The sequence below is a fragment of the Leptotrichia sp. HSP-342 genome, assembly GCF_041199995.1.
In the GTDB taxonomy this organism is placed as follows: Bacteria; Fusobacteriota; Fusobacteriia; order Fusobacteriales; family Leptotrichiaceae; genus Leptotrichia; species Leptotrichia mesophila.
In genome coordinates this window covers 2,362,210-2,385,049 of sequence record NZ_CP165646.1, presented here as the reverse complement: position 1 = coordinate 2,385,049, position 22,840 = coordinate 2,362,210, and the positions used below count along the sequence as shown (strand labels likewise).

General features: G+C 27.9%; 21 protein-coding genes and 1 pseudogene. 18 read left to right on the top strand and 4 right to left on the bottom strand.

The genetic code is table 11. The features are described 5' to 3' along the window. Positions 1 to 596 precede the first annotated feature (596 nt). From pheT to AB8B23_RS11900, 3 genes are read left to right on the top strand one after another with little or no spacing between them, the layout of a single operon-like run. Positions 597 to 2,993 carry a phenylalanine--tRNA ligase subunit beta gene (gene pheT, locus AB8B23_RS11910; RefSeq protein WP_369712906.1) on the top strand — a complete coding sequence of 799 codons (2,397 nt, stop codon included), beginning with the start codon at positions 597 to 599 and terminating at the stop codon, positions 2,991 to 2,993. A 26-nt stretch (positions 2,994 to 3,019) separates the two neighbouring features. Beyond that, positions 3,020 to 3,487, top strand: coding sequence for a DUF4825 domain-containing protein (locus AB8B23_RS11905; RefSeq protein WP_369712905.1), 468 nt, complete (start codon positions 3,020 to 3,022; stop codon positions 3,485 to 3,487). Between the two features lie 37 nt (positions 3,488 to 3,524). Further along, a complete protein-coding gene (locus AB8B23_RS11900) occupies positions 3,525 to 4,025 on the top strand; it encodes an HRDC domain-containing protein (RefSeq protein WP_369712904.1) in 501 nt (166 codons plus the stop codon). Between the two features lie 115 nt (positions 4,026 to 4,140). Here AB8B23_RS11900 and AB8B23_RS11895 read toward each other — a convergent pair whose 3' ends face one another. Then, positions 4,141 to 4,530 carry a hypothetical protein gene (locus AB8B23_RS11895; protein WP_021743419.1) on the bottom strand — a complete coding sequence of 130 codons (390 nt, stop codon included), beginning with the start codon at positions 4,528 to 4,530 and terminating at the stop codon, positions 4,141 to 4,143. A 362-nt stretch (positions 4,531 to 4,892) separates the two neighbouring features. Here AB8B23_RS11895 and AB8B23_RS11890 point away from each other — a divergent pair, with 362 nt between their 5' ends. The 6 genes from AB8B23_RS11890 to AB8B23_RS11865 all read left to right on the top strand — a co-directional run bounded on the left by AB8B23_RS11890 (position 4,893) and on the right by AB8B23_RS11865 (position 12,650). Beyond that, positions 4,893 to 5,552, top strand: a complete 660-nt coding sequence (locus AB8B23_RS11890) for a thiamine diphosphokinase (protein WP_369712903.1) — start codon at positions 4,893 to 4,895, stop codon at positions 5,550 to 5,552. Positions 5,553 to 5,894: 342 nt separating this feature from the next. Continuing rightward, the gene (locus AB8B23_RS11885) at positions 5,895 to 7,133 is read left to right on the top strand and encodes an RluA family pseudouridine synthase (protein ID WP_369712902.1); all 1,239 of its coding nucleotides are present in this window, start codon (positions 5,895 to 5,897) and stop codon (positions 7,131 to 7,133) included. A gap of 84 nt (positions 7,134 to 7,217) precedes the next feature. Next, positions 7,218 to 8,570: an MATE family efflux transporter gene (locus tag AB8B23_RS11880; protein ID WP_369712901.1), complete on the top strand. Its 1,353-nt coding sequence runs from the start codon at positions 7,218 to 7,220 to the stop codon at positions 8,568 to 8,570. A 56-nt stretch (positions 8,571 to 8,626) separates the two neighbouring features. Continuing rightward, on the top strand, positions 8,627 to 8,884 hold the full coding sequence (locus AB8B23_RS11875; protein WP_369712900.1) for a hypothetical protein: 258 nt from the start codon (positions 8,627 to 8,629) through the stop codon (positions 8,882 to 8,884). A gap of 17 nt (positions 8,885 to 8,901) precedes the next feature. Further along, positions 8,902 to 10,386 carry a site-specific DNA-methyltransferase gene (locus AB8B23_RS11870; RefSeq protein ID WP_369713942.1) on the top strand — a complete coding sequence of 495 codons (1,485 nt, stop codon included), beginning with the start codon at positions 8,902 to 8,904 and terminating at the stop codon, positions 10,384 to 10,386. Beyond that, positions 10,386 to 12,650, top strand: a complete 2,265-nt coding sequence (locus tag AB8B23_RS11865; protein WP_369712899.1) for a DEAD/DEAH box helicase family protein — start codon at positions 10,386 to 10,388, stop codon at positions 12,648 to 12,650. Before AB8B23_RS11870 ends, AB8B23_RS11865 begins: the two co-directional genes overlap by 1 nt. A 284-nt stretch (positions 12,651 to 12,934) precedes the next feature. Here the strand turns inward: AB8B23_RS11865 and AB8B23_RS11860 are convergent, their stop codons facing one another. Both AB8B23_RS11860 and AB8B23_RS11855 read right to left on the bottom strand, forming a co-directional pair. Beyond that, positions 12,935 to 13,348: a hypothetical protein gene (locus AB8B23_RS11860; RefSeq protein WP_146963261.1), complete on the bottom strand. Its 414-nt coding sequence runs from the start codon at positions 13,346 to 13,348 to the stop codon at positions 12,935 to 12,937. A 77-nt stretch (positions 13,349 to 13,425) separates the two neighbouring features. Beyond that, on the bottom strand, positions 13,426 to 14,205 hold the full coding sequence (locus tag AB8B23_RS11855) for an SDR family NAD(P)-dependent oxidoreductase (RefSeq protein WP_369712898.1): 780 nt from the start codon (positions 14,203 to 14,205) through the stop codon (positions 13,426 to 13,428). Between the two features lie 86 nt (positions 14,206 to 14,291). On the opposite strand from AB8B23_RS11855, the gene AB8B23_RS11850 reads away from it, so the two are divergent. The 7 genes from AB8B23_RS11850 (at position 14,292) to AB8B23_RS11820 (ending at position 20,446) form a co-directional block, all read left to right on the top strand. Next, positions 14,292 to 14,678, top strand: a complete 387-nt coding sequence (locus AB8B23_RS11850; RefSeq protein ID WP_369712897.1) for a MerR family transcriptional regulator — start codon at positions 14,292 to 14,294, stop codon at positions 14,676 to 14,678. A gap of 14 nt (positions 14,679 to 14,692) precedes the next feature. Next, entirely contained in the window at positions 14,693 to 15,214 is a 522-nt protein-coding gene (locus AB8B23_RS11845; RefSeq protein WP_304180423.1) for a MerT protein, read from the top strand. Positions 15,215 to 15,231: 17 nt separating this feature from the next. After that, positions 15,232 to 15,747, top strand: coding sequence for a MerT protein (locus AB8B23_RS11840; RefSeq protein WP_369712896.1), 516 nt, complete (start codon positions 15,232 to 15,234; stop codon positions 15,745 to 15,747). Positions 15,748 to 15,765: 18 nt separating this feature from the next. Then, positions 15,766 to 16,275 (top strand): sodium:proton symporter, encoded by a 510-nt coding sequence (locus AB8B23_RS11835; RefSeq protein ID WP_369712895.1) that lies wholly within the window; start codon positions 15,766 to 15,768, stop codon positions 16,273 to 16,275. Positions 16,276 to 16,292: 17 nt separating this feature from the next. After that, a complete protein-coding gene (locus tag AB8B23_RS11830; RefSeq protein WP_369712894.1) occupies positions 16,293 to 16,730 on the top strand; it encodes a MerT protein in 438 nt (145 codons plus the stop codon). A 184-nt stretch (positions 16,731 to 16,914) separates the two neighbouring features. Beyond that, the gene (locus AB8B23_RS11825) at positions 16,915 to 18,732 is read left to right on the top strand and encodes a DNA/RNA helicase domain-containing protein (RefSeq protein ID WP_369712893.1); all 1,818 of its coding nucleotides are present in this window, start codon (positions 16,915 to 16,917) and stop codon (positions 18,730 to 18,732) included. Between the two features lie 196 nt (positions 18,733 to 18,928). After that, entirely contained in the window at positions 18,929 to 20,446 is a 1,518-nt protein-coding gene (locus tag AB8B23_RS11820) for a cobyric acid synthase (protein ID WP_369712892.1), read from the top strand. Between the two features lie 318 nt (positions 20,447 to 20,764). On the opposite strand, the gene AB8B23_RS11815 is transcribed toward AB8B23_RS11820, so the two are convergent. Continuing rightward, the gene (locus AB8B23_RS11815; RefSeq protein WP_369712891.1) at positions 20,765 to 21,064 is read right to left on the bottom strand and encodes a hypothetical protein; all 300 of its coding nucleotides are present in this window, start codon (positions 21,062 to 21,064) and stop codon (positions 20,765 to 20,767) included. A 241-nt stretch (positions 21,065 to 21,305) separates the two neighbouring features. Here AB8B23_RS11815 and cobD point away from each other — a divergent pair, with 241 nt between their 5' ends. Beyond that, the gene (gene cobD, locus AB8B23_RS11810; RefSeq protein WP_369712890.1) at positions 21,306 to 22,412 is read left to right on the top strand and encodes a threonine-phosphate decarboxylase CobD; all 1,107 of its coding nucleotides are present in this window, start codon (positions 21,306 to 21,308) and stop codon (positions 22,410 to 22,412) included. After that, positions 22,408 to 22,650, top strand: a pseudogene (locus AB8B23_RS11805) (hypothetical protein); the annotation flags it as partial. The gene cobD and the pseudogene AB8B23_RS11805, both read left to right, overlap by 5 nt. Positions 22,651 to 22,840 lie beyond the last annotated feature (190 nt).

Here is a 22,840-nt window from a genome sequence, read left to right as displayed (position 1 = left end):
AATATTGATTAATATATATCTTTTTATAAATTCTATGTTTTTTCTTTTTTTAAACACAAGGAAAGTCAATCGCCATTTCCCTTTATTTCGCAATAATAGTTATTTTAACATATTTAAATAACAGCATATTAAAGAGAATGACGAAAGTGCTACGCACTATCCCTGGCTCGTCTAAGAATTTTTTGAAAACAAAATTGAAACTCGCTATTGCTCAAACAATCAATTTTATTTCCAAAAAATCACGACATTTTAATCTAATTAGAAAAATTTATTTAATAACAACATATAACAAGTAAAATTTCGTTAAAAGAAAAAGAACTGTTTGAGATTTTTGAATGTAATTTAAATTGTAATTACTTAAAGAAATGAAATAATCTTTATTAAAAATCGAGTTTTCTTTTTCTTTTATAAGAAAGTTTTGCGTAAAGCGTGGGTGCAGGGAGATGGCGTTTGATCTCCCTGCTTAGAAAAACTTATGATAAATAAAAAAGAAAGAAAAAATAATTATTAATCAAAAAACTTGGATTACCATTTATTAATAAAATAGATTGTATAATATATTTGAAATAAAAAAAAAGAAAAATAAGGAGAAAAAAATGCTGATTTCGTTGAACTGGTTAAAGCAGTATATAGATTTAGATGGAATAGAAATAAATGAAATGGAGAATGCCCTTACTATGATTGGGCAGGAAGTGGAAAAAATCGAAGTGCTGGGGGAAAACTTGGAAAATGTTGTAACGGCACATATTGTTGAAAAGGAGATGCATCCTGATTCGGATCATTTGACGATTTGTAAAGTAGATAATGGGAAGGAAATTTTGCAGGTTGTATGTGGTGCATCTAATCATAAGGCTGGGGACAAGGTTGTTTTAGCACAGGTTGGAGCAAAACTGACTGAAGACTTTGTTATTAAAAAAGGGAAGATAAGAGGTGTGGAATCAAATGGAATGCTTTGTTCAGAAGAAGAACTGAATATTGGTAAGGATTCTGACGGGATTATGATTTTACCTCAAGATACACCTGCTGGAATACCAATGAAGGAATATTTGGGAATTAATGATACTGTGTTTGAGCTGGAAATTACGCCAAACCGTCCTGACTGTTTATCGCATATTGGGATTGCAAGAGAACTGGGGGCTTATTACGGGAAGGAAGTAAAATATCCTAGTTTTGTGATAAATACTGAAAGTAGCGAAAAAACAGCTGACAATATTTCGGTTGAAATTTCAGACAGCAATTTGGCAAAAAGATATGTGGCTAGAATTATTAAAAATGTAACGGTTAAAGAAAGTCCAAAATGGCTTAAGGAAAGAGTAGAATCTATTGGAATTAGAAGTATTAATAATATTGTAGATGCTTCAAATTTTGTGATGATGGAACTTAATCAGCCTAATCATGCTTTTGACCTTGATAAAATTGAAGGTGGAAAGATTGTTGTGAGAGCAGGGCTTGAAAATGAAAAACTGGTTACGCTTGATGAGCAGGAAAGAGAATTAAATAGTGATGATATCGTAATTTCGGATGGAGTGAAAGCCGTAGCACTTGGTGGTGTAATGGGCGGAGAAAATTCACAAATTACTGAAAATACAAAAAATATCCTTTTAGAAGTGGCAAACTTTAACTCGCAAAATGTGAGAAAAACTTCAAGAAGATTGACTTTATCAAGTGATTCTTCATATAGATTTGAAAGAAGAGTGGACGAGGAAAATGCGATTAATGTGATAAATAGACTTGCAAATTTGATTCAGGAAGTAGCAGGTGGAGAAATATTGACTGGAGCTGTTGACAATTATCCTGTTCCTTATGAGAAAAAATCTGCTGAACTTAATTTTGAAAGACTGAACCGTTTCGTTGGGAAAGTAATTCCTCGTGAAACTGTTATTGGAATTTTGACTAGACTTGAAATCGAAGTTGTGAATAATGGAGAAACTTTGACATTAACTGCACCAAGTTACCGTGACGATTTGGAAAATGAGCAGGACTACTTTGAAGAAATTATCAGAATGTATGGTTTTGACAATATCGAAAACATTTTACCAAAACTGGATATTAGTGAACAGCCAGTTATTGACACAACAAAACTTTCTACGCAGGTAAAACTTATTGCAGCAAATGCAGGACTTAAGGAAGTTATCAACTACAGCTTTGTTCCAAAAGATGCGATGGAAAAAATAAAATATACAGTTGCACAGGAAAAACTGATTGATGTGTTAAAACCAATTACAGAGGATTTTGTAACATTGCGTCCGACATTGCTTTACAGCCTTATCAAAAACGCAAAGGACAACATTAACAGAAATGTTGCAAATATCAGATTCTTTGAAGTGAGCAGAACTTTTGAAAAAGCCGAAGAATTGGCAAAAGAAGAAGTTAAATTGGGAATAATTCTGGCTGGAGAAAACGACAAGACATTGTGGAATCCAAAACCTGTTCCTTACGATTTTTACGATTTGAAGGGAATTGTAGAAGAAATTTTTACACAGCTTAAATTCAATAACTATATGATAAAACGTTCAGAACAAAGCCAGTTGCATCCTGGACGTTCAGTTGATGTATTTGTTGGTCGTGAATTAATTGGAAGTTTTGGAGAAATTCATCCAGATGTGCTGGAAAACTTTGACTTAGGGAAAACATCAGTTCTAGTTGGAGAATTTAACATTGACTTGGTTCAGAAATATATCGGTAAAAAGGCAAATTATCAAGGAATTGTAAAATATCCAGCTGTGCCAAGAGATTTTGCATTCGTTATGAAGGAAGAAATCCTAGTTGGAGATGTCTTAAAAACAATCCAGAAAGTTGACAAGAAAATAGAAAAAGTGGAACTGTTCGATATTTATCAAGGTGTCGGAGTACTGCCAGGAATGAAGAGTGTGGCAATCAGCGTAGTTCTAAGAGATAAGAGCAAAACACTGGAAGAAAAAGAAATTGTAGATATTTCCAATAAAATTGTAGCTAAAGTTGAGAAGGATTATGGTGCGGTTTTAAGACAATAGAAGTATCGAATTTAGAGGTGATTGCTATGAAAAATAAAAAGTTTGAAATAATAGCTTTATTAATATTATGTGTTATTTTTACAGCATGTGGTAAATCACAAAATTCTAATAAAAATACTTATGAATATAAAACAAAATATGTGGGTGACAATTCTAAAGTAATGAATATTTTATCAAATTTAAAATATCCCAAGGAAACAAGTTATAATTCTGTACAAATTTTGTCGGAAAAAGAGCCTTATGGAGTACTTGTTAAATTAAATATAAATTCTGGAAAAATTCCTGAAAAAAATGAGTTTCTTAAAAATTCGGCTGTGTTATTTGCTTTAATTGAAAATTTATCATTTGTGAAATATGAAGATATTTCAAATAATAAAATTATAGCCGAATTTACTAGAGATGAAATTGATAATTACTTGAAGGCTGAAGTGAATAAAAATACTAAAGAAATTGGGAGCAGCGAAAAAGAATTTGTAAAATATTTGAACAAATAAAACTTATAAAGTTTAAATAAGTAGGGGGGAAATTGAGGTGTTAAAAATAGTAACATTGCCATTTGATGAGAAAATGCAGGAATTTGAGCAGGAAAAGCTGGAAAAAGTGTTAAAAGATGTTCAAATTGTGAAATATCAGGCTGAATTGGTGAAAATTGAGGAGAAATATTACTGGACGGCTTTTGTTGAATGTGAAAAAGCAGATAAATTTAATAAAAATTCTGAAAAAGATAATTTTACACAAGTTGTAAAAGAATTTAAAGATGCTAACCCAAATTATATGGAATATTTGACGGAAGATGAAATGGAACTGTACAAGATATTAAAGGAATGGCGGGCAGGAGAAGCACAACTTTTGGGCTATCCACCCTATATTATTGCTTCAAACCAGCTTTTGGCGAATATTGCAAAAACCAATCCTAAAAATATGGAAGAACTTTCCCAGTTAAAGGGAATGGGGAAGCGTAAAATCAGGGATTACGGAGAAGAAATTTTACTGATTTTGGAAAATTTTTATGATATGATTAAACCACTTTGATGATATTTAATAAAATCTTTTTAATAACAAGGGGGCTTACCCCCTTGCTAAAAACTTTTAATTTAAAATTTATAATGAATCTGCTATTTAAACAGAAATAATATTAAATACTGTGCTAATTACAAGTTCCATTATGTAAACATGCGACATATCTCTCTTCTTTACTTTCAATGTTTAAGTTTTTATCTAAAATTACTAAAGTTTTATATTTTGTGTCCCATCCAAAATACACAAGACCTCCTACATAATCAGAACCAAGATTTGTATAGTCGATAACCAAAGCACCATTTTTGTAAGGCTTAATTTGTAATAATGGAACATCTATATCCATCGCTGGATCTAGATCTTCTACATACCATTCATTTTTCTTTTTAACAATTTCCCAGAATCTACTATCCCAAGTACCTTTCAACTTTTCTAAATTTGAATTGCCATCACTATGGAACTTTTCTCCAAATACAAAAATATTTAATAACAACATAACCATAATAACTAGTTTTTTCATTATTTTCTCCTTCTTCTAACTATAGTTTAAATTAATTATAGCATATTTTTAAAAAATATTATAACTTAAATAATACCTTTCTATAATAACTTTTTTTATTAACTTTATTATACCCGATTTATATTTTTTTGAATATAATTTGAATTTTAGCAGACATGCTCCGTAAGACACGGTTTATAATTATAAATTATTGAACTTGTAAATAATCAGATAAAACAGTATAATAAATATATTGTATAGTAAAACTTATTTAAAACCAAACTCAAAAGCTATAACTATTTTACTCAAACCTTAAATTTATAAATTTTAGCAGTTTAATTTAAAATAGGTTTGAGTATATTTCTTGATTTGAAGGGAGAAAAATGGAGAAAAAATATGTGATTTTTTTGAATGGGGAATATAAATATTCGCAGGAATTTATGGATAAACTTATCTCAGAAAATGTAGTTTGCTTTTGTGCGGATGGAGGAGCGAATTTTGCCTTTAAATATGGAAAAATGCCAGAAGTGATTGTTGGGGATTTGGATTCGATTGAGAAAAAAGTTTTGAAATATTATAAAAGTAAGAATATTTTGATAAAAAAATTCCCGAAAGACAAGGATTTTACAGATTTTGAACTGATTTTGAAAGAAATTAATAAAATTTCGGAAAATAAGAATTTTGTTGAGAAAATATTTGTTGTTGGTGGGATTGGGAAACGAATTGACATGACTTTGAGCAACTTATTCATAATGGAAAAGTATAAAAATCTCGTTTTTTTGCAGGAAAATGAAGAAATTTTTTATGTAGAAAAATCTTTTGTCCTAAAAAATAAAAAAGAATATGAATTTTCAATCATTCCAATTAGTGAAAAAGTTGAAAAATTAACCTTGAAGGGCTTTAAATTTGAAACAGATAAAATTGATGTGAAAAGGGAAAGTTCCAGACTTGTGAGCAATGTAATCTGCGGAGATGAGGCAAGTGTGGAATTTGAAAATGGGAAACTGATAATTATTTTGAAAAATAATAATAAAAATATTTAATAATAGATTTATTTAACAACTTATTTTTATTAATAAATATTTTTTCTATAATTAATATATTTTTTCTTTTTACAGGATTGCTCATTGCCGAAAATCCTGTACCTATGGCTAGACTCCGACTTTTATTTGCTCAACTCCGAAACTCCTCCTTCCAGTCGTCAAACAGTCGTAGTCGAACAAATAAAAGCTCCGTCGGTTTACTAAAATGATAGATTGTATAATAAAATACAACAAATTTAAAATATAAGTTTAAAAAATGGTTTATTGAGATGATTAGAGTAAGAATTAAATATTTTAAAGTTTATTAAAAAAATAAATTTGTAAAAAGGATGTGTATAGATAATGAAAAAATTTAGAATTGAAAAGGAACATCAGAGGATGAAAATCTCGCAGTATTTGCGGGAAGTGCAGAATTATTCGGGGAGAAGTTTGAGAAATGTGGAAGTTTTTTTGAATGGAAAGCAGGTAAGATTAACTAAGAAATTGCCGTCACACGGAAATTTGAGAGTTGTTGAGAAGAAAAAGGGGACGGACATTAAGCCGATTAAACTGCCACTTGATATTATTTTTGAAGATGAAGATATTTTGGTTGTGAATAAAGAGCCATTTTTGCTGACACATCCGACACAGAAAAAAGCTGATTTTACACTTGCAAACGGAATTGTAAATCATTTTTTGGAAAAATATGGTGAAGTTCGAGTGCCACGATTTTACAACAGGCTCGATATGAATACATCTGGGCTGATTATTATTGCCAAAAACAGTTTTGCACAGGCATTTTTACAAAATTTTTCGATTTTTGACAAAAAATATCTGGCGATTGTGAATGGAATTATTGATAATAAGGAAATTGCTAGAATCAATGAAGAACTTGCAAAAGATGGGGAAAAACATAAGATTCAGGATTTGGAAAAGGAAAATTTGAAACCTGAAATTGAAAAAGTTAATTTTGGAGAAATGAAAAAATACGATGAAATGGAAAAAATAGAAAACAATTTAACTTTTGAAAATAAAGATAATAAAATTGAAGAAAATACAGATTTTAACAGTAAAAAAGAAAATAATAATTTAAATCTGAAAAATAAAAGTAATTTTGAAAATATAAATTTTACAATAAATGAAAATATAGATTTTAACAGCAAAAATGCAAAAGATAATTTAAATTTGAAAAATAAAAATGATTTTAATAATGAAATTTTGGAAAAAAATGGAATAAATAAAATAGTTATTGAAAGACGGATTTTTCGGGATGGAGATAATTTGGAAAGGATAATTGATGGGCGGGGGCAATACGCAAAAACGGCTGTAAAAGTCTTGAAAACTTACCCTGAAAAAAATGTGACATTAGTAGAATGTGAACTGTTTACTGGGCGGACTCATCAAATTCGAGTTCACCTAAAATCCATCGGACACACAATCGTAGGAGACGAACTTTACGGAAATGGCTTAAACAAAGAACTTGGAATAAATAGACAATTTTTGCATGCTTATAAGGTAAAATTTACACATCCTGCAAGCAAAAAGGAAGTTGAACTGGAAATACCAATTTTTTCGGATATGAAAGAATTTTTGGAAAAATAGAAAAATTATATTTTTTACAAAAAACTATTTTTAAAATAAGAATAAAAAACTTACGATTTGAAAAACAAAAAGAAAGGACAAAAAATGAAAAAATTTAATTTTTCGGTTGATTTGATAAATGATAATATTTTGAAGTCGCTTCTGATTTTTTCGATACCGATACTTGTGTCGAATATTTTTCAGCAGCTTTACAATATGGCGGATATTGCTATTGTGGGGCATACTTTGGGAGATAACTCGCTTGCGGCCATTGGGGCTTCGGCTGCTATTTTTGAACTGATTTTTGGATTTGCGTTAGGAATTGGAAATGGGCTTAGTATGGTTACGGCTAGAAATTATGGGGCGAATAATAAGAATCTTTTGAAAAAGTCTGTGGCTGGCTCGATTGTTATTGGAATTTGGATTACTGTGGGAGTAATGATTTTATCACGGTTTATTCTTATGCCATTGCTAAAAATATTACATACACCTGAAAATATTATAAATGAAGCATTTGAGTACATAAATATAATAACAATGTTTATTGGTGTAACTTTTTCCTACAATTTATCGTCAGGACTTTTACGTGCAATTGGAAACAGCTTTATGTCGCTCGTATTTTTGGTAATTGCTTCAATTTTAAATATTTTCCTTGATATTTATTTCATAACTTCCCTTAAAATGGGAATTGGAGGAGCTGCGGTTGCAACAGTTATTGCACAGGCAATTTCAGTTATCTTAAGTATTATCTACATTTACGTAAAAGAGCCAATTTTAATACCTAGAAAAAAACATTTCAGATTTGATAAAAAATTGTACAAGGAACTACTTGGACAGGGACTTTCTATGGGATTTATGATTGTGATTGTACTTATGGGAACGCTTATTTTACAGTATGCGATAAATGGGTTTGGATATTTGATTATCGCTGGACATACTTCGGCAAGAAAACTTATGGGATTTTGCAACATTCCGCTAACTACAATAGCACTCGCACTTGCAACTTTCGTTTCCCAAAATAAAGGTGCAAATAAAGTAGATAGAATCCGAAAAGGCGTATTTTACGCTAATATGATGGATATAATTTTTGCAATCGGAATCACAATTTTTGTATATTTATTTTCCAAAAACATGATTCACCTGATGTCAGGCTCCGAATCTGAAATCGTTCTCCACAACGGCTCAACCTACCTAAAAATCGCCTCTCCATTTTTCACAATACTAGGAATTCTCTTTAACTTGCGATACGCTTTACAGGCTCTTGGAGAGAAATTAATCCCTCTTGTTTCCAGCGTAATAGAATTTTTCGGGAAAATAATCTTCGTAATTTTTATTGTGCCAAAATTGGGTTATTTTGGTGTAATGATTTGCGAGCCACTGATTTGGATTGTGATGGTGGGGCAACTGGGAATTGCGTTTTATGGGAATGAGTATGTGAGGGGTTTAAAAAATAATTGATTTTTAAAATTAATAATTGTATAATTTTTTAACAGTGAATAAAATAGGAGGAAAAAATGAGTATTAATTTATCAAAAAAGAAAAGAGATAACATGTTTTCTTTTTTAAAGGAATTAAAGAAAAAAATGGAAGATAAAGAAGATTTGAGAAAATTAATTGAAATTGAAAGAACTTTGCAAGAAAAAAAGTACGGATTAATTTGGGAAGAACATAAAGAAAAAATAGATGAAATATTGGAAAGAAACATTCCAATTTTAAGAGAAATCGAGGATAAAAAGCTCACAAACCCTGAAAAAATCGGGGGGGGGAGGTAGATTCCTTTAATTATTTAATAGAAGGAGACAACCTTCATTCTTTAAAAATATTAGAGAAAACACATAGAGGGAAAATAGATGTTATTTATATAGATCCTCCTTATAATACAGGAAATAAAGATTTTATTTATGACGATAATTATGTTGATAAAAACGATGGATATAGACATTCAAAATGGCTTTCGTTTATGAATAATAGATTGAAGTTTGCCAAAAAATTGTTAAAAAATAAAGGTGTTATTTTTATTTCAATTGATGATAATGAACAAGCTCAATTAAAAGTGTTATGCGATGAAGTATTCGGAGAGCAAAATTTTATTGCAACTCTTTCTGTGGAGAATAATCCTAAAGGAAGAAAAAATTCATCATTTATTTCGGGAACAAACGAGTATTGTCATATTTATGCAAGAAATAAAGACAGGGCTAGTTTCGTTAAAAATATTCCTAAAGATGTGAAAGATTTGAAATTAGATGAAAATGGAAATTATGTTCATAATAGTGGTAAACGAGTGTTAGTAGGAGAAAATAAATTTAACGAAATTATAACAAATTTTTATTCAGATAAACATTATACAATTTATTATAATCCTATAAGTAAAGAGGCTATATTCAAAAAAGAAAAAAACTTAGCAAATGAAGATATTTCTTTAAAAAAAGAAGGATATGAACGTTATTATTCATTTAATGATGAAAAGTTTGTTGAAAATACATATACTTTGAATAAAATTAAAGAGTTATTTTATGATAAAAAATTAGAATTTAAAAATGGTAAGATCTATGAAAAAAATATGAATAATACCGTCAGAATGAAGAGTTTGTTAGTGAACAAAGAATATATGGCTATTGTAAATAATGAAAAAGTTAAATTTAAAATTGATTTAAAGACAACTTCTGCTAAACAAATGTTAGCTAATATTTTAGGTCACGAAAAATTTGATTATCCTAAAAATTTATCATATATAAAATTATTAATAAGTTTAATAGAAAATAAATCTTCAATCATTCTTGATTTCTTCGCAGGTTCAGGAACAACAGGACATGCAGTAGCACAGTTAAATAAAGAAGATGGCGGAAATAGGAAATATATTTTATGTACAAATAATGAAAATAATATTTGTGAAGAAGTTACTTATAAAAGATTGAAAAATATTCAAAAAGAGCTTCCCCATAATTTAAAATATTTAAAAACCGATTATATACCTAAAAGAAGTAAAGATGAAGATGATTTAAGTATTAGAAAAAAAGTTGAAAAAAATATAAAAGAATTGATTGAGCTGGAAAATCATATAGAAATAGATAATCAAAAATATATTATTGCAGAATCAGAAGAAAAAATGGAAGAAGACATAAATAGAATAGAAAAAAATGGAATTTTATTCTTGCCTCCTGGAATATTCTTATCAAGGATAGAACAGAGAAAATTGGATGAAAAAAATATAAAGCTGGTTAATATTCCAGAATATTATTTTATAAATGAACTAAGAGAGGCAGGAGAAATATAATGATAGGATTAAAATTAAAAGATTTTCAAGAAAAAGCTGTTGATTTTTTATTTGACAAAACAACAGACATTAAATCAAAAAGAAGGATATTATTACAAAGCCCTACGGGAAGTGGAAAGACTATAATATTAATTGGTTATGTTGAGAGATATTTAAATTATAAAGGTGATGACATTATTTGCTGGTTTTGTCCTGGAAAAGGTGAATTAGAAGAACAGTCAAAAGAAAAAATGGAAAAATTTGCACCAAATTTAAAAACAGGAGATATTTTTGATATTTTGAATAATGGATTTGAGCAAGGAACAAGTTATTTTATAAATTGGGAAACGATAACAAAAAAAGATAATAAAGCTATTAGAGAAAGCGAAAGGAAAAATTTATTTGAAAGAATAAAAGAAGCACATAATCAAAATTTAAAATTTATTGTTATAATAGATGAAGAACATCAAAATAATACTTTAAAAGTAAAAGATATTTTAGATAGTATTTCTGCTGAATATGAAATAAGAGTATCTGCAACTCCGAATAAACGAATTGTAGGAGAATTTCATGAAATTTTGGAAACAGATGTTATAAATGAGGAATTAATAACAAAAGCAATGTATATAAATGAAGATTTAGAAAATATTGAATTGAAGAATTTTGAACATGAAACAATGATTTTACTAGAAAAAGCAGATGAGAAAAGAAAAAATATCTTGCAGGAATATAAAAATGAAAATGAAGATATAAATCCTTTAGTATTAATTCAGTTTCCTAATTTGAACGATGAATTAATAGAAAAAGTTGAAAGAAAATTAGAGGAAATGGGGTATTCATACGATAACGGTTTAGTTGCAAGTTGGTTTAGTGCTGATACCAAAGAAGATAAAAAAAGAAAATCAAAAAAATTGGGAAAAATAAACATTGGAAATTCAGTAGAGGAAAGTATTACAAAAAATAATGCAAAACCAGTATTTTTATTATTTAAACAGGCATTATCAACAGGATGGGACTGTCCAAGAGCGAAAGTTTTAATTAAATTAAGAGAAAATATGAATGAAACTTTTGAAATACAGACTTTGGGAAGATTGAGAAGAATGCCAAAAGCTAAACATTATGGAAAAGAAATATTGGATTGTTCATATTTGTATACTTTTGATGAAGAATACAAGCGTAGTGTAATAGCTGCAAAAGAAGGATTTGAAACAAAAAGATTATTTTTGAAAAAAGAACCCAAAAGTATAAGATTAAAAAAAGAAATTAAAAATTTAGATGGAAATTATGTAGATGAAAAATTAGTAAGAAATAAAATTTTTGAATATTTAAAAGAAAAATATAAACTAACTACTTCAAAAATAGAAAATAGAAAAAAATTAAGTAATTACGGATTTGAGATAGGAACTGTATTAAAAAGAGAATATTTGAGTGGAAGATTTAGAATATTTAATGAAATTGCTAAAATAAAAAAGGGACAAAATGAGATACAAATTGAAGTAAATACATATGCTCATGGTATAGAACTGCGACCAAAGATTGATAGATTAAAAAAGGTGTTAGGAATAAGTTATGGAAAAACTTTGCAATTACTACAACTATTATTTTATAAAGATTTCAAAAATTCTCAGTATAACTTATTAAATTTAAATTTGAGAGAATTTTATGCATTTATAATAAATAATGCGGATATTTTAAAAAATGATTTTCTAGAATTTGATGTTAAAATATCACATCAATTTCAAATTCTAAATATTAAAACAGTAGAGTTTTTTATACCAGAAGAAGAACATTATAAATTTATACCTTTCGAGAAAAATATAAGAATTTATGATAGTAATGTATATGAAAATTATGATACTTCTATGATAACAGAAGATTTTAGATCAAAATCTGAAAGATTATTTGAAAGGTATTGTGAAAATAATCCAAAAATAAAAAATGTATATAAAAATGGAGACTCAGGACAGCAATATTTATCTATAGTATATACAACAAATATGGGAAAACAAAGAAGTTTTTATCCAGATTATATAGTCCAGCTAAATAATGATAAAATTTGGTTAATTGAGACAAAAGGAGGAGAAAGTAAAGGACAAGATAAAAATATAGATGAATATGTAGAAAATAAATTTTCAGCTCTAAAACATTTTTCAGAAAAATATGGATATAATTTTGGATTTGTTAGAGATAAAGATGAAGAATTATATTTTAATAATACAAAATATGAAAAAGAGTTGTCAAAGGATAATTGGAAATTCATAGACGAAATATTTGATGGAATATGAAAAGCTAATTTAGAGATTTAATAATAAATTATAGCTATATTGTTATTTCAATCTTTTAAAGTCTTTTACTTCAAAATTAAAGTGGAACTACTGTAGTTAATATTAAACTTTATTAAAAAAATAGAAATTATATTTTAAATATTTAACAAGAGGTTTTAACCCCTTGTCATAAAAAAATAAATAAAATATATTTTCTATTTTTCAAATGGGACTTAGTATAAGCAACGATTTCTTAATGATTTCGTTGCTTAAAAATTATTGATTATTTTTTGTATTTTGATAATTTAATTTGTTATAAGACTGCAAAGTTTTTTGTTATCTGAAATACGATATAAATCCATTTTAGGTCTATTCTTTTTATCAAATGAATAAGATAATTTATAATTAGAAAAAACATTTGTTTTTTCATTCAAATTTGTAAAATAAATGGAATTTTCGTCTTCTTTTACTTCATAATCTAATTGTGAAAGTTCAAGGGTAACTTTTCCTGTTTTTAGTGCTGCACGATTGTCTAATATACTAATTGAAATAGAAGGTTTACCATCTTCATTTAAAAATTTTACATAAGTAAGTCCTTTAAAGGTTTTATCGATGGAATGAGTACATCTCCAAAGTTCTTTAGATATTATGTCAATATCAGAATTAGAAAAACTTAAACTAAAAGTCAGTAAAAACAACGCAAATATAATTTTTTTCATAAAATCACTCCTAAATAATAAATTTTGCATATATTTTATAATATTTTTTTAGGAAAATCAATAATAAAAACTAATATTTAAAATTTCACATTATTTTTAGAACTAAATGCATTTTGAAAAAATCCATCAGATAAGTTAAATTCAAAAGTTTCACGGCTGATGTAACCTACAGTTTTGTCGCTTTCGTAAAGTTGAATGAGAAAATTTGCCATTTCTTCGGATGTATGATAGTTTGGATAAGATTTATCATAATCAAAATTAGTTTTACCAGTTGCGATATTTCCAAAGTTAGTTTTGGTTGCGGCGGGTGCTAGGACTTTTGCTTTTAATTGTGCGTTGTTTTGCTTTAATTCTAGTGCAAGTCCTTCTGTGAAGGCGTTTACATAAAATTTTGTGGCACAGTAGACAATTGCGTTTGGAACGATTGTGTAGCCTCCTGCTGAGGAGATATTGATTAATTGGGAGCCTTTTTCGTTGTGGTAATCTTGGACGTATAAAGAAGATAGCAAAGTTAATGCCTCTACATTGAGATGAAGCATATCTGAAATTTTATTTAAAGACTGCTCTTTTACATCTCCATACATTCCAAAACCTGCATTGTTTATTAAAGTTTCAATGTGATAATTTTTTAATTTTGAATATAGTTCAGGGATTTTACCGACATCAGTTAAGTCAAAATCTATTACAAGAACGTCCAAATTAGGATTTTTCTTCAAAATTTCGCTTTTTAAGTCTTTTAGTAAATTCTCTCTGCGTGCAATCAGAATAAGATTTTTATTTCTTTCTGCAAATTTTAGAGCCATAGCTCTACCTATTCCCGAACTTGCTCCTGTTATAACAGTATATTTGGTTTTCATAGTTATTACCTCCATAAATTTGATAAATAAAGGATAGCAGTTAGAGTATAGTATAAGTCAAGAGTTTTTTGAAAGGAGAAAATAAAATGAAAAAGAATGAACAAAAAATAATGCAAATAAAGGAATTTTCAGAAAAAACAGGCTTAACTCCATATACAATAAGGTTTTATGAAAAAAAGGAGCTATTTCGTGTCAAAAGAGATGAGAAAAATAGAAGAATATACGATGAAACTGACATTGAATGGATAAAAATGTTAAAAAGATTAAAAGATATGGGAATGAAATTGAGCGAAATTAAGAAATATTCAGATTTACGATATGAAGGGAATGGAACGATAAAAGAAAGAATAAAAATTTTGACAAATCATAAAAAATATGTAAACGTAGAAATTGAAAAGTGGCAAAAATATTTACAAAATCTTGATGATAAACTTGAGATTTATGAGAGTTTTTTAAAAAGTAATAAAGATTAGAAGGAGAAAAAAGGATGGAAAAAAATGAAAATAAATTTATGTCAAAAGCAAAAAGCTTTTTAGCATTAGTTTTATTTACAGTGATTTACTTTTTCTTTCAGAAAACAATATATCCAGCATTGGCATTTTTGTTTTGGTTAATTTTTGGAATTTCGTTTAGTGCAATACTTTTTAATAGTTTGACACTTTTAAATCTTCCAGAATGGCTTACGATTTTTTTTAATATAAGTTTTTCTGTAATTGCTTTAATAACAGTACTTGGATTTATATTTTATTTAGGATATTTCTTATGTAGTGAATTTTTGAAAAAAATGAATAAAACTTTGTTAGTTAGTGTAATGATAGCGATTTTAATTTATTTTCTGTATAAAATTTTTACAGAACCTAATGAAGATACAACAATGTTTGCACCAACACAGCGTGAAATTTATATTTTCTGTACAGCATCACATATTTTTTATACAATCGGAGTATTTTTTAGTGATAAAGTCAAAAAAATATTAGATAGAATAAAATTTAAAAGAAAAAATAAATAAAAGAAGGAGAAAAAAGGATGAAAATAAATGAAAATAAATTTATGTCAAAAGCGAAAGGTTTTTTAGTATTAGTTTTATTTACAGTAATTTACTTTTTCTTTCAGAAAACAATATATCCGGCATTGGCACTTTTGTTCTGGCTGGTTTTTGCGATGCCGTTAGCAGGAATTATTATTAATGCTCTGGAATTTTTACATCTTCCGCAAGTGGCTATGACCACTATTGCTGTTGTAATTTCGGGAATTGCTTTAATAATGGTTCTTATGCTTGTGTTTTACTTAGGATATTTGTGCAGTAAATTTTTGAAAAAAATGGATAAAACGATATTAGGCTGTGTAATGACAGCGATTTTAATCTATTTTTTGTATAAAGTTTTTACAGAAACAGATGAAAGTACAGCAATGTTTGCGCCGACAGCACGGGAAATACATATTTTCTGTACAGCATCACATATTTTTTACACAGTTGGAGTATTTTTTAGTGATAAAGTCAAGAAAGTTTTGGACAGAATGAAATCTAAAAGAAAAAAATAAAAGAAGGAGGAAAAATAAATGAAAAAAAATACAAATAAACTTGTGAGAAAACCGAATAATTTTTTAGGATTAATTTTATTTACGATAATTTATTTTTTAGTTCAGAATGTGATATATCCGCTATTAGGATTTTTATTCTGGTTTTCTTTCATGCTGATTTTTGGAGGAATAGCAGATGCTTTGGGAATTTTAAAAATAAAAGAAATTCAAGTTATTTTAACTTATCTATTTTATTGTGTTTGTTTGGTAATATTATCTGGATTTATGTGTTATTTAGGATATTTATGTAAAGATTTTCTAGGAAAAATGAATAAAATAGGATTAAATACCGTAATGATTGTAATATTGATTTATTTTTTGTACAAAACTGTTGCTGGAGATCAAAATTCAATAATTGATGCTTTAATAGATGAGAAAAAGTATATATTTTGTACTATATTTCATATTTCGTATATAATGGGAGCATTTCATAGCGATAAAGTCAAAAAAATATTAGATAGAATAAAATTTAAAAGAAAAAATAAATAAAAGAAAGAGAAAAAAGGATGGAAAAAAATGAAAATAAATTTATGTCAAAAGCAAAAAGTTTTTTAGGATTAATTTTATTTACGATAATTTATATTTTTCTTCAAAAAATTATATCAGCAGCTTTTTTTCTATTTTTAATGGCTTTTATGATTTCTTATGGAAATACAATTGAAATATTGATGATTCCCTTGATAATAGCGCTTGCATTTGTGTATTATTTTGGATATTTGAGTAAAGATTTTTTTCAAAAAATAAATAAATTATTTATAAGTGGTGTGATGATTATAATTTTACTTTACTTTATATATAAAATTTTTAATAATAATGAATTTGAGGCGGGACAGACAACAGTATATATTTTTTGTACAATCTCACATATCTCATATACAATTGGAGCATTTCATAGCGATAAAGTCAAGAAAATATTAGACAGAATAAAATTCAAAAGAAAATAAGTTTTTTTACAAATCCAATTTGCTTATGGCATTTTTATCTGTTATAATTATTTTACTAAGAATAAATAAGTTATTTATGAAAACATTATAATTTTTTTAGGAAAAATTAAAATAAGAATTCAATATTGTTGGGAAAAATTGGTAATTTAGATTTTTTTAGAAAGTAAGAGGGGGAATTAGGAATATGAAACGTTATTGTTACGCAAATTCTATCGAGAATTTTTTAAACGAAGAAAAAAGTAATTGGTTAAATAAAATGAAAAAGAATTTTCGAGAAAATTATAATTTGGAACTTGGAGAGCTGCAAATTAAGGCTTGGGATGATAGTTTTGAGCAGTTGAAAAAAATTCTTGTAAAAATTGAAGAAATTAAGAAAAATTTTAATATTATATTTGAATATGAATTGCCGTATGAAGGTGGGAGAAGGATAGATGTTATTATTTTAAGTAATGAGAAAGTTTTTATTTTAGAATTTAAAATGAAAAAGAATTTTTTGGTGGAAGATATTGATCAAACAGTAGCGTATTTTCGTGATATTCAAGAATATCATTTTGAATCAAGAAATAAAAAAATAATACCAATTTTAGTACTTACAAAATCTGAAAATAAAAAACCTAGGAGAAAAAAGAGCATTACTATATGTTCAATTAATTATTTATCAGAAGTAATTCAAAGAATAGTAACAAAAGAAAATAAAATGAATGGAAAAAATTTAAAAACTTGGATTTATTCAAAATATGAACCACTTCCTACAATTATAGAAGCTGCACGAGCTATAATGAAAAATGAGGAACTTCCCAATATTCGTAGAGTAAATAGCACTAGGATTCCCGCTGCTATAGAAAATTTACAAAATATAACTATTGATGCCAAAAAAAATAAAAAACATATTTTGGTGTTTGTTACTGGAGTGCCGGGAGCGGGGAAAACATATTTAGGATTACAGTATGTTTATGATATTTGTGAAAGTATTGAAGATGTAAATTCTGTTTATTTATCTGGAAATGGCTCACTAATAAAAGTTTTATCAAGTACACTGGGAAAAAATAGTAATGTATTTGTAAAAAGTATTCACAAAGTTATTAATGAGTATTTGGAAAAGGGAGCAACGGATTTTGATAAAAATGTAATTGTATTTGATGAAGGACAGCGTGCTTGGGATAAAGAACGAATGAATTTTAAGAAAAAGATTAATCGTTCAGAACCAGATATTTTAATTGAAATAGCAGAAAAACGGTTAGATTGGGGAGTTCTCGTAGTTCTTGTAGGAGAAGGACAAGAAATTTATAATGGTGAAAGTTCTGATTTAGCACATTGGAACGAGGCGATTAGTAAAAGTGAGAAAAAATGGGAAGTTATTTGTCCAGAAAGATTAACTTCTCTATTTGAAAATTCAAATAATGTTGTGAAAAATAATAATTTTGATTTGGATGTTAGTTTGAGAAGTCATTTAGCTAATAAAGTAAGTCAATTTGTGAATTTTTTGTTAAATGGTGATATAGAAAAAGCAAAAGAATTAGCTCCATCAATTTTAAATTCAGGATTTAATATGTATGTTACACATAGTTTTGGAAAAGCTAAAGAGTATTGTTTTAAAAGATATTCTAAAAATGAGAAAAAATATTACGGCGTAATGGCTTCATCTCAAGCTAAATATTCTGAAAATTTCAAAAATAAGAAAAATAATACTGATATAAATGTAGTAAAATGGTTTAATGATAATGATTTTAATTATCGAATAGAACAGGCAATTTCAGAATTTCAATGTCAAGGATTAGAAATTGATATGCCTATAATTGGCTGGGGTGAGGATATGTTGTGGAATGAAAAAGAAAAAAAATGGGAAAAATTTGATAAAAATAATGAAAGAGATAGTTTGTATCGTATTAATAGTTATCGAGTTTTGCTTACACGTGGACGTGATGGCTTTATTATTTATGTTCCAAAAAAATTATCACCAGTTTATGAAGTTTTAGTAGGAGTAGGAATGGAAATTTTATAATAATTTGACTTTTTTAATAAAAGTTAATTGTAAAAGAAAAAGACTACAAAAACTTGATAATAATAGAATTTACATAATAAAAGAGAAAAAACCTTTTCAAAAAGTAGAGAAAATAAAAAATTTAAGATACTGTATTAATATAATTTTATAGACTTTTAGAAATAAAAATATTTAATAACTAAAAGGAGCAGAATTTATGGAAAGAAAACACAAAAATATAATGTTGCTGGGGACAGGTTCTAATGTGGGAAAAAGCATAATCAATGCAGGATTTTGCAGAATATTTTATCAGGACAGATATAGTGTAGTGCCGTTTAAGTCACAGAATATGGCTTTAAATTCGTTTATTACGAAGGATGGAAAAGAGATGGGGAGAGCTCAGGTGGTGCAGGCTGAAGCGGCTAATATCGAGCCTCAGGCATTTATGAATCCGATATTATTAAAGCCTACAACAGACAGAAAATCACAGGTTATTGTAAATGGGAAAGTTTACAAAAACATGGATGCAAGGGAATATTTTGCCTATAAGCATAATTTAAAAAAGGATATAATGGCGGCGTACAATCACATAAGAGATAATTTTGATATTTGCGTGCTGGAAGGGGCGGGAAGCCCTGCGGAAATTAACTTGAAGGAAGACGACATTGTAAATACAGGAATGGCGGAAATGGCTGATTCGCCTGTTATTCTGGTTGCTGATATTGACAGAGGCGGAGTTTTTGCGGCAATTTACGGGACAATTATGCTGCTTGAGGAAAGTGAGAAAAAACGTATAAAAGGTGTAATTATAAATAAATTTAGAGGGGACAAGAGCCTTTTGACTCCTGGAATTGAGATGATTGAAGAGTTGACAAATGTGCCTGTTCTGGGAGTAGTGCCGTTTGTGCCACTAGGAATAGAGGAAGAGGACAGTCTGGGAATCGACAAGTATAATGTGAAAAAAGAAGGGAAAATTCGGATTTCGGTTATTAAACTAAAACATATATCGAATTTTACAGACATTGACGCACTTAGCCATTATAACGATGTTTCCTTGAAATATGTTACAAAAAGCTCTGAACTTGGAGATGAGGATATTATTATTATTCCCGGTTCTAAAAATACTGTGGAAGACATGAAGGATTTGATTGATAAAAATATAAGCAGGGAAATTATAAGGCTTGCAAAAAGAGGAACAATAGTATTTGGAATTTGTGGCGGTTTTCAAATAATGGGACAAAAAATAATGGATCCTCAAAATATTGAGTCTAATCTAAAAGAAATTTCAGGCTTAGATTTATTAGACATAGAAACAGTTATGGAAACGGCAAAAACAACAACACAGTATGAAAATAAAATAAAAAATGCAGATGGAATACTCGCTGGAATGGACGGTATTGAAATAAAAGGCTATGAAATACATCAAGGCTACAGCTATCCTGTACACGAGGAAAAAACCAAGATAAAATGTATCTTTGATGATGAAAAGCTAAAAGGCGCTGTAAAAGGAAATGTTGTCGGAACTTATATTCACGGAATATTTGACAATTCTGAGTTTACAAATCATTTTCTGAACGAAGTAAGAAAACTTAAAGGACTAGACAAAGTCGATGAGGACTTTAGTTTCAAAGAATATAAAAACAGGGAATACGATAAATTAGCACAAATTTTACGAGAAAATATCGATATTGAGAAAGTTTATGAAATAATGGGGATAGGACAAGAAACCAAATAGATTAAAATGAAAACGTAATTTAACATTTATAGGAAAAGTTTGTAATGAATTCATTATCAAAATAGGGTTTAGTATAAATTCTCTTAATAAAAAAACTGCACCTCTTATATTATACATAATTTTTGGGGTGCAGTCTAGTCAATCTATGAATTAAATAATATCTTTTTTAATCTTAATTACGATAATATCCTTCTCCATCATATCCTATTACATCTGGCGATGAACAATTGATTAGAGTCAATCCTAGTAAGCCTATAATTAATATTTTAAATATTTTGTTCATAAAAATCTCTCCTAACTATTATTTGAGGTAATTGTTTAATAATCTTCATACGTACAGATTCTTCCAGTTCCAAGCATACCTGTATTTGATCCGCTACAACCTGTAAATCTTTTGTTCTCATAAGGTGTTTTTCGACACTCTTTCTTATTTCCATTTTCATCTACAAGGCAATGTGGTCTCTCAATAGAGGTTTTTCCAGTGGGCCTGTCATAATCTCTACCTGTCAGAAAGTATTCTCTTTTAAGTCTTTGCCACTCTCTTGGATCAAACAATTCACAGCCTGTTATTGTTAATCCAAGTAAAATTAAAGCTAAAATTTTAAATACTACTTTCATAGACTTTCAACTCCTTTAATTTCATTATTAATATTATTATACATTATTTTTTTAATAAGAATTAATTATAAATATTGTAAAAAACTAAGTAGAACTAATGATTACCAATTTATAGTAAAAATTTTTTATAACTAAACAAAAAAATTATGAATATTTAAATATATGTTTGATTTTAAAAGATTTTTAATGTAAAATAAGATGAGAGATTGTATAAAAACAATTTTCTTGAAATGGAGGGAAAATGGATTTTCATGGTGGTAATATTTATAAAATATTCAGGGAAAAAAATATAACAGAAATACTGGATTACAGTTCAAATATCAATCCTTACGGAGTGCCTGAGAGCTTAAAGCAGAAGATTATTGAAAATATTGGGATTCTTGAGAGGTATCCTGATCCTGACTATGTGGAATTGCGTGAAAAATTGGCTCAGCTGAATAAAGTTGAACTGGAAAATATTGTGCTGGGGAATGGTGCAACAGAAGCTATATTTTTGTTCATAAAAGTAATAAAGCCCGAAAAAGTGCTGATTGTATCGCCTACTTTTGGTGAATATGAAAGGGCAGTAAGAGCGTGTAAAAATTCTGAAAGTCAAAAAATTGAAATTAAATATTTTGAACTGGAAGAAAAAGATGAGTTTAGACTTAGTATTAGGAAATTAAAAAAGGAACTTGAGAAAAAATATGATTTGGTAATAATTTGCAATCCGAATAATCCAACTGGAAAATTTTTAAAAATGGCTGAAACAGAGGAAATTTTGAGAGAATGCAATAGATATGATACAAAGTTATTTATTGATGAGGCATTTATCGAATTTTTAGAGGATGGACTAAAGGAAAGCATTGTAAATAGTGGGGAAAATAAAAAAAATTTGTTTGTAACTCGTGCATTTACAAAATTTTTTGCTATTCCAGGATTACGATTGGGATACGGAATTTATTTTGACAAAAATTTAGAAAAGAAAATCGCTGAAAAAAAAGAGCCATGGAGCGTGAACAATATCGCTGAAATGGCTGGAATAACAGTGCTTGATGATACAGAATACATAGAAAAGACATTAAACTGGATAACAGAAGAAAAAAGATACATGTATAAAAGACTGAATGAAATTTCAGGAATAAAGCCTTATAAAACTGAAGTAAACTTTATTTGTGTAAAAATAAAAGATGAACTGATTTCTAAAGGGCTGAATGTGAAAAAATTGCGGGAAAAAATGATGGAAGAAGGAATTTTGATAAGGGATGCGTCCAATTTTAAATTTTTGGATAAAAGATTTTTTAGACTAGCAATTAAGGACAGAAAGAGTAATGATAGAGTTATTGAGATTTTGAGAGAAATTTTAAAATAAAAAATTCGAACTTATCGGATTTGACAATAATTTATATATGAGAAATTCTGGCAATCAAGAGGAATTTAGCATTAATTTTTCAACTAATAAAGTAAAAATCACTACTGGTGGAAATATGTTTGATGAAAAGGCAAATAAACCTAAGGAAGAATGGAAAACTATTAAAGCTAATAAAAAATATGTGTTAGATGAAATGACAAGCGATATAGTCGATGAGATTGCGAAATATGCTTATTAGTATTTTAAATGGGGATTCTTATGATTTATAAGATATTCCCTATTATTTTATAGTAAAACTGCTTTAAAAATAAACTCAAAAGTTATGACTATTTTACTCGAACCCTAAATTTATATAATTTTTAGTAGTTTAATTTTAAATAGGTTTTAATATATTTTGTTATAAATTTACGATTAGAATGTTTGAGAAT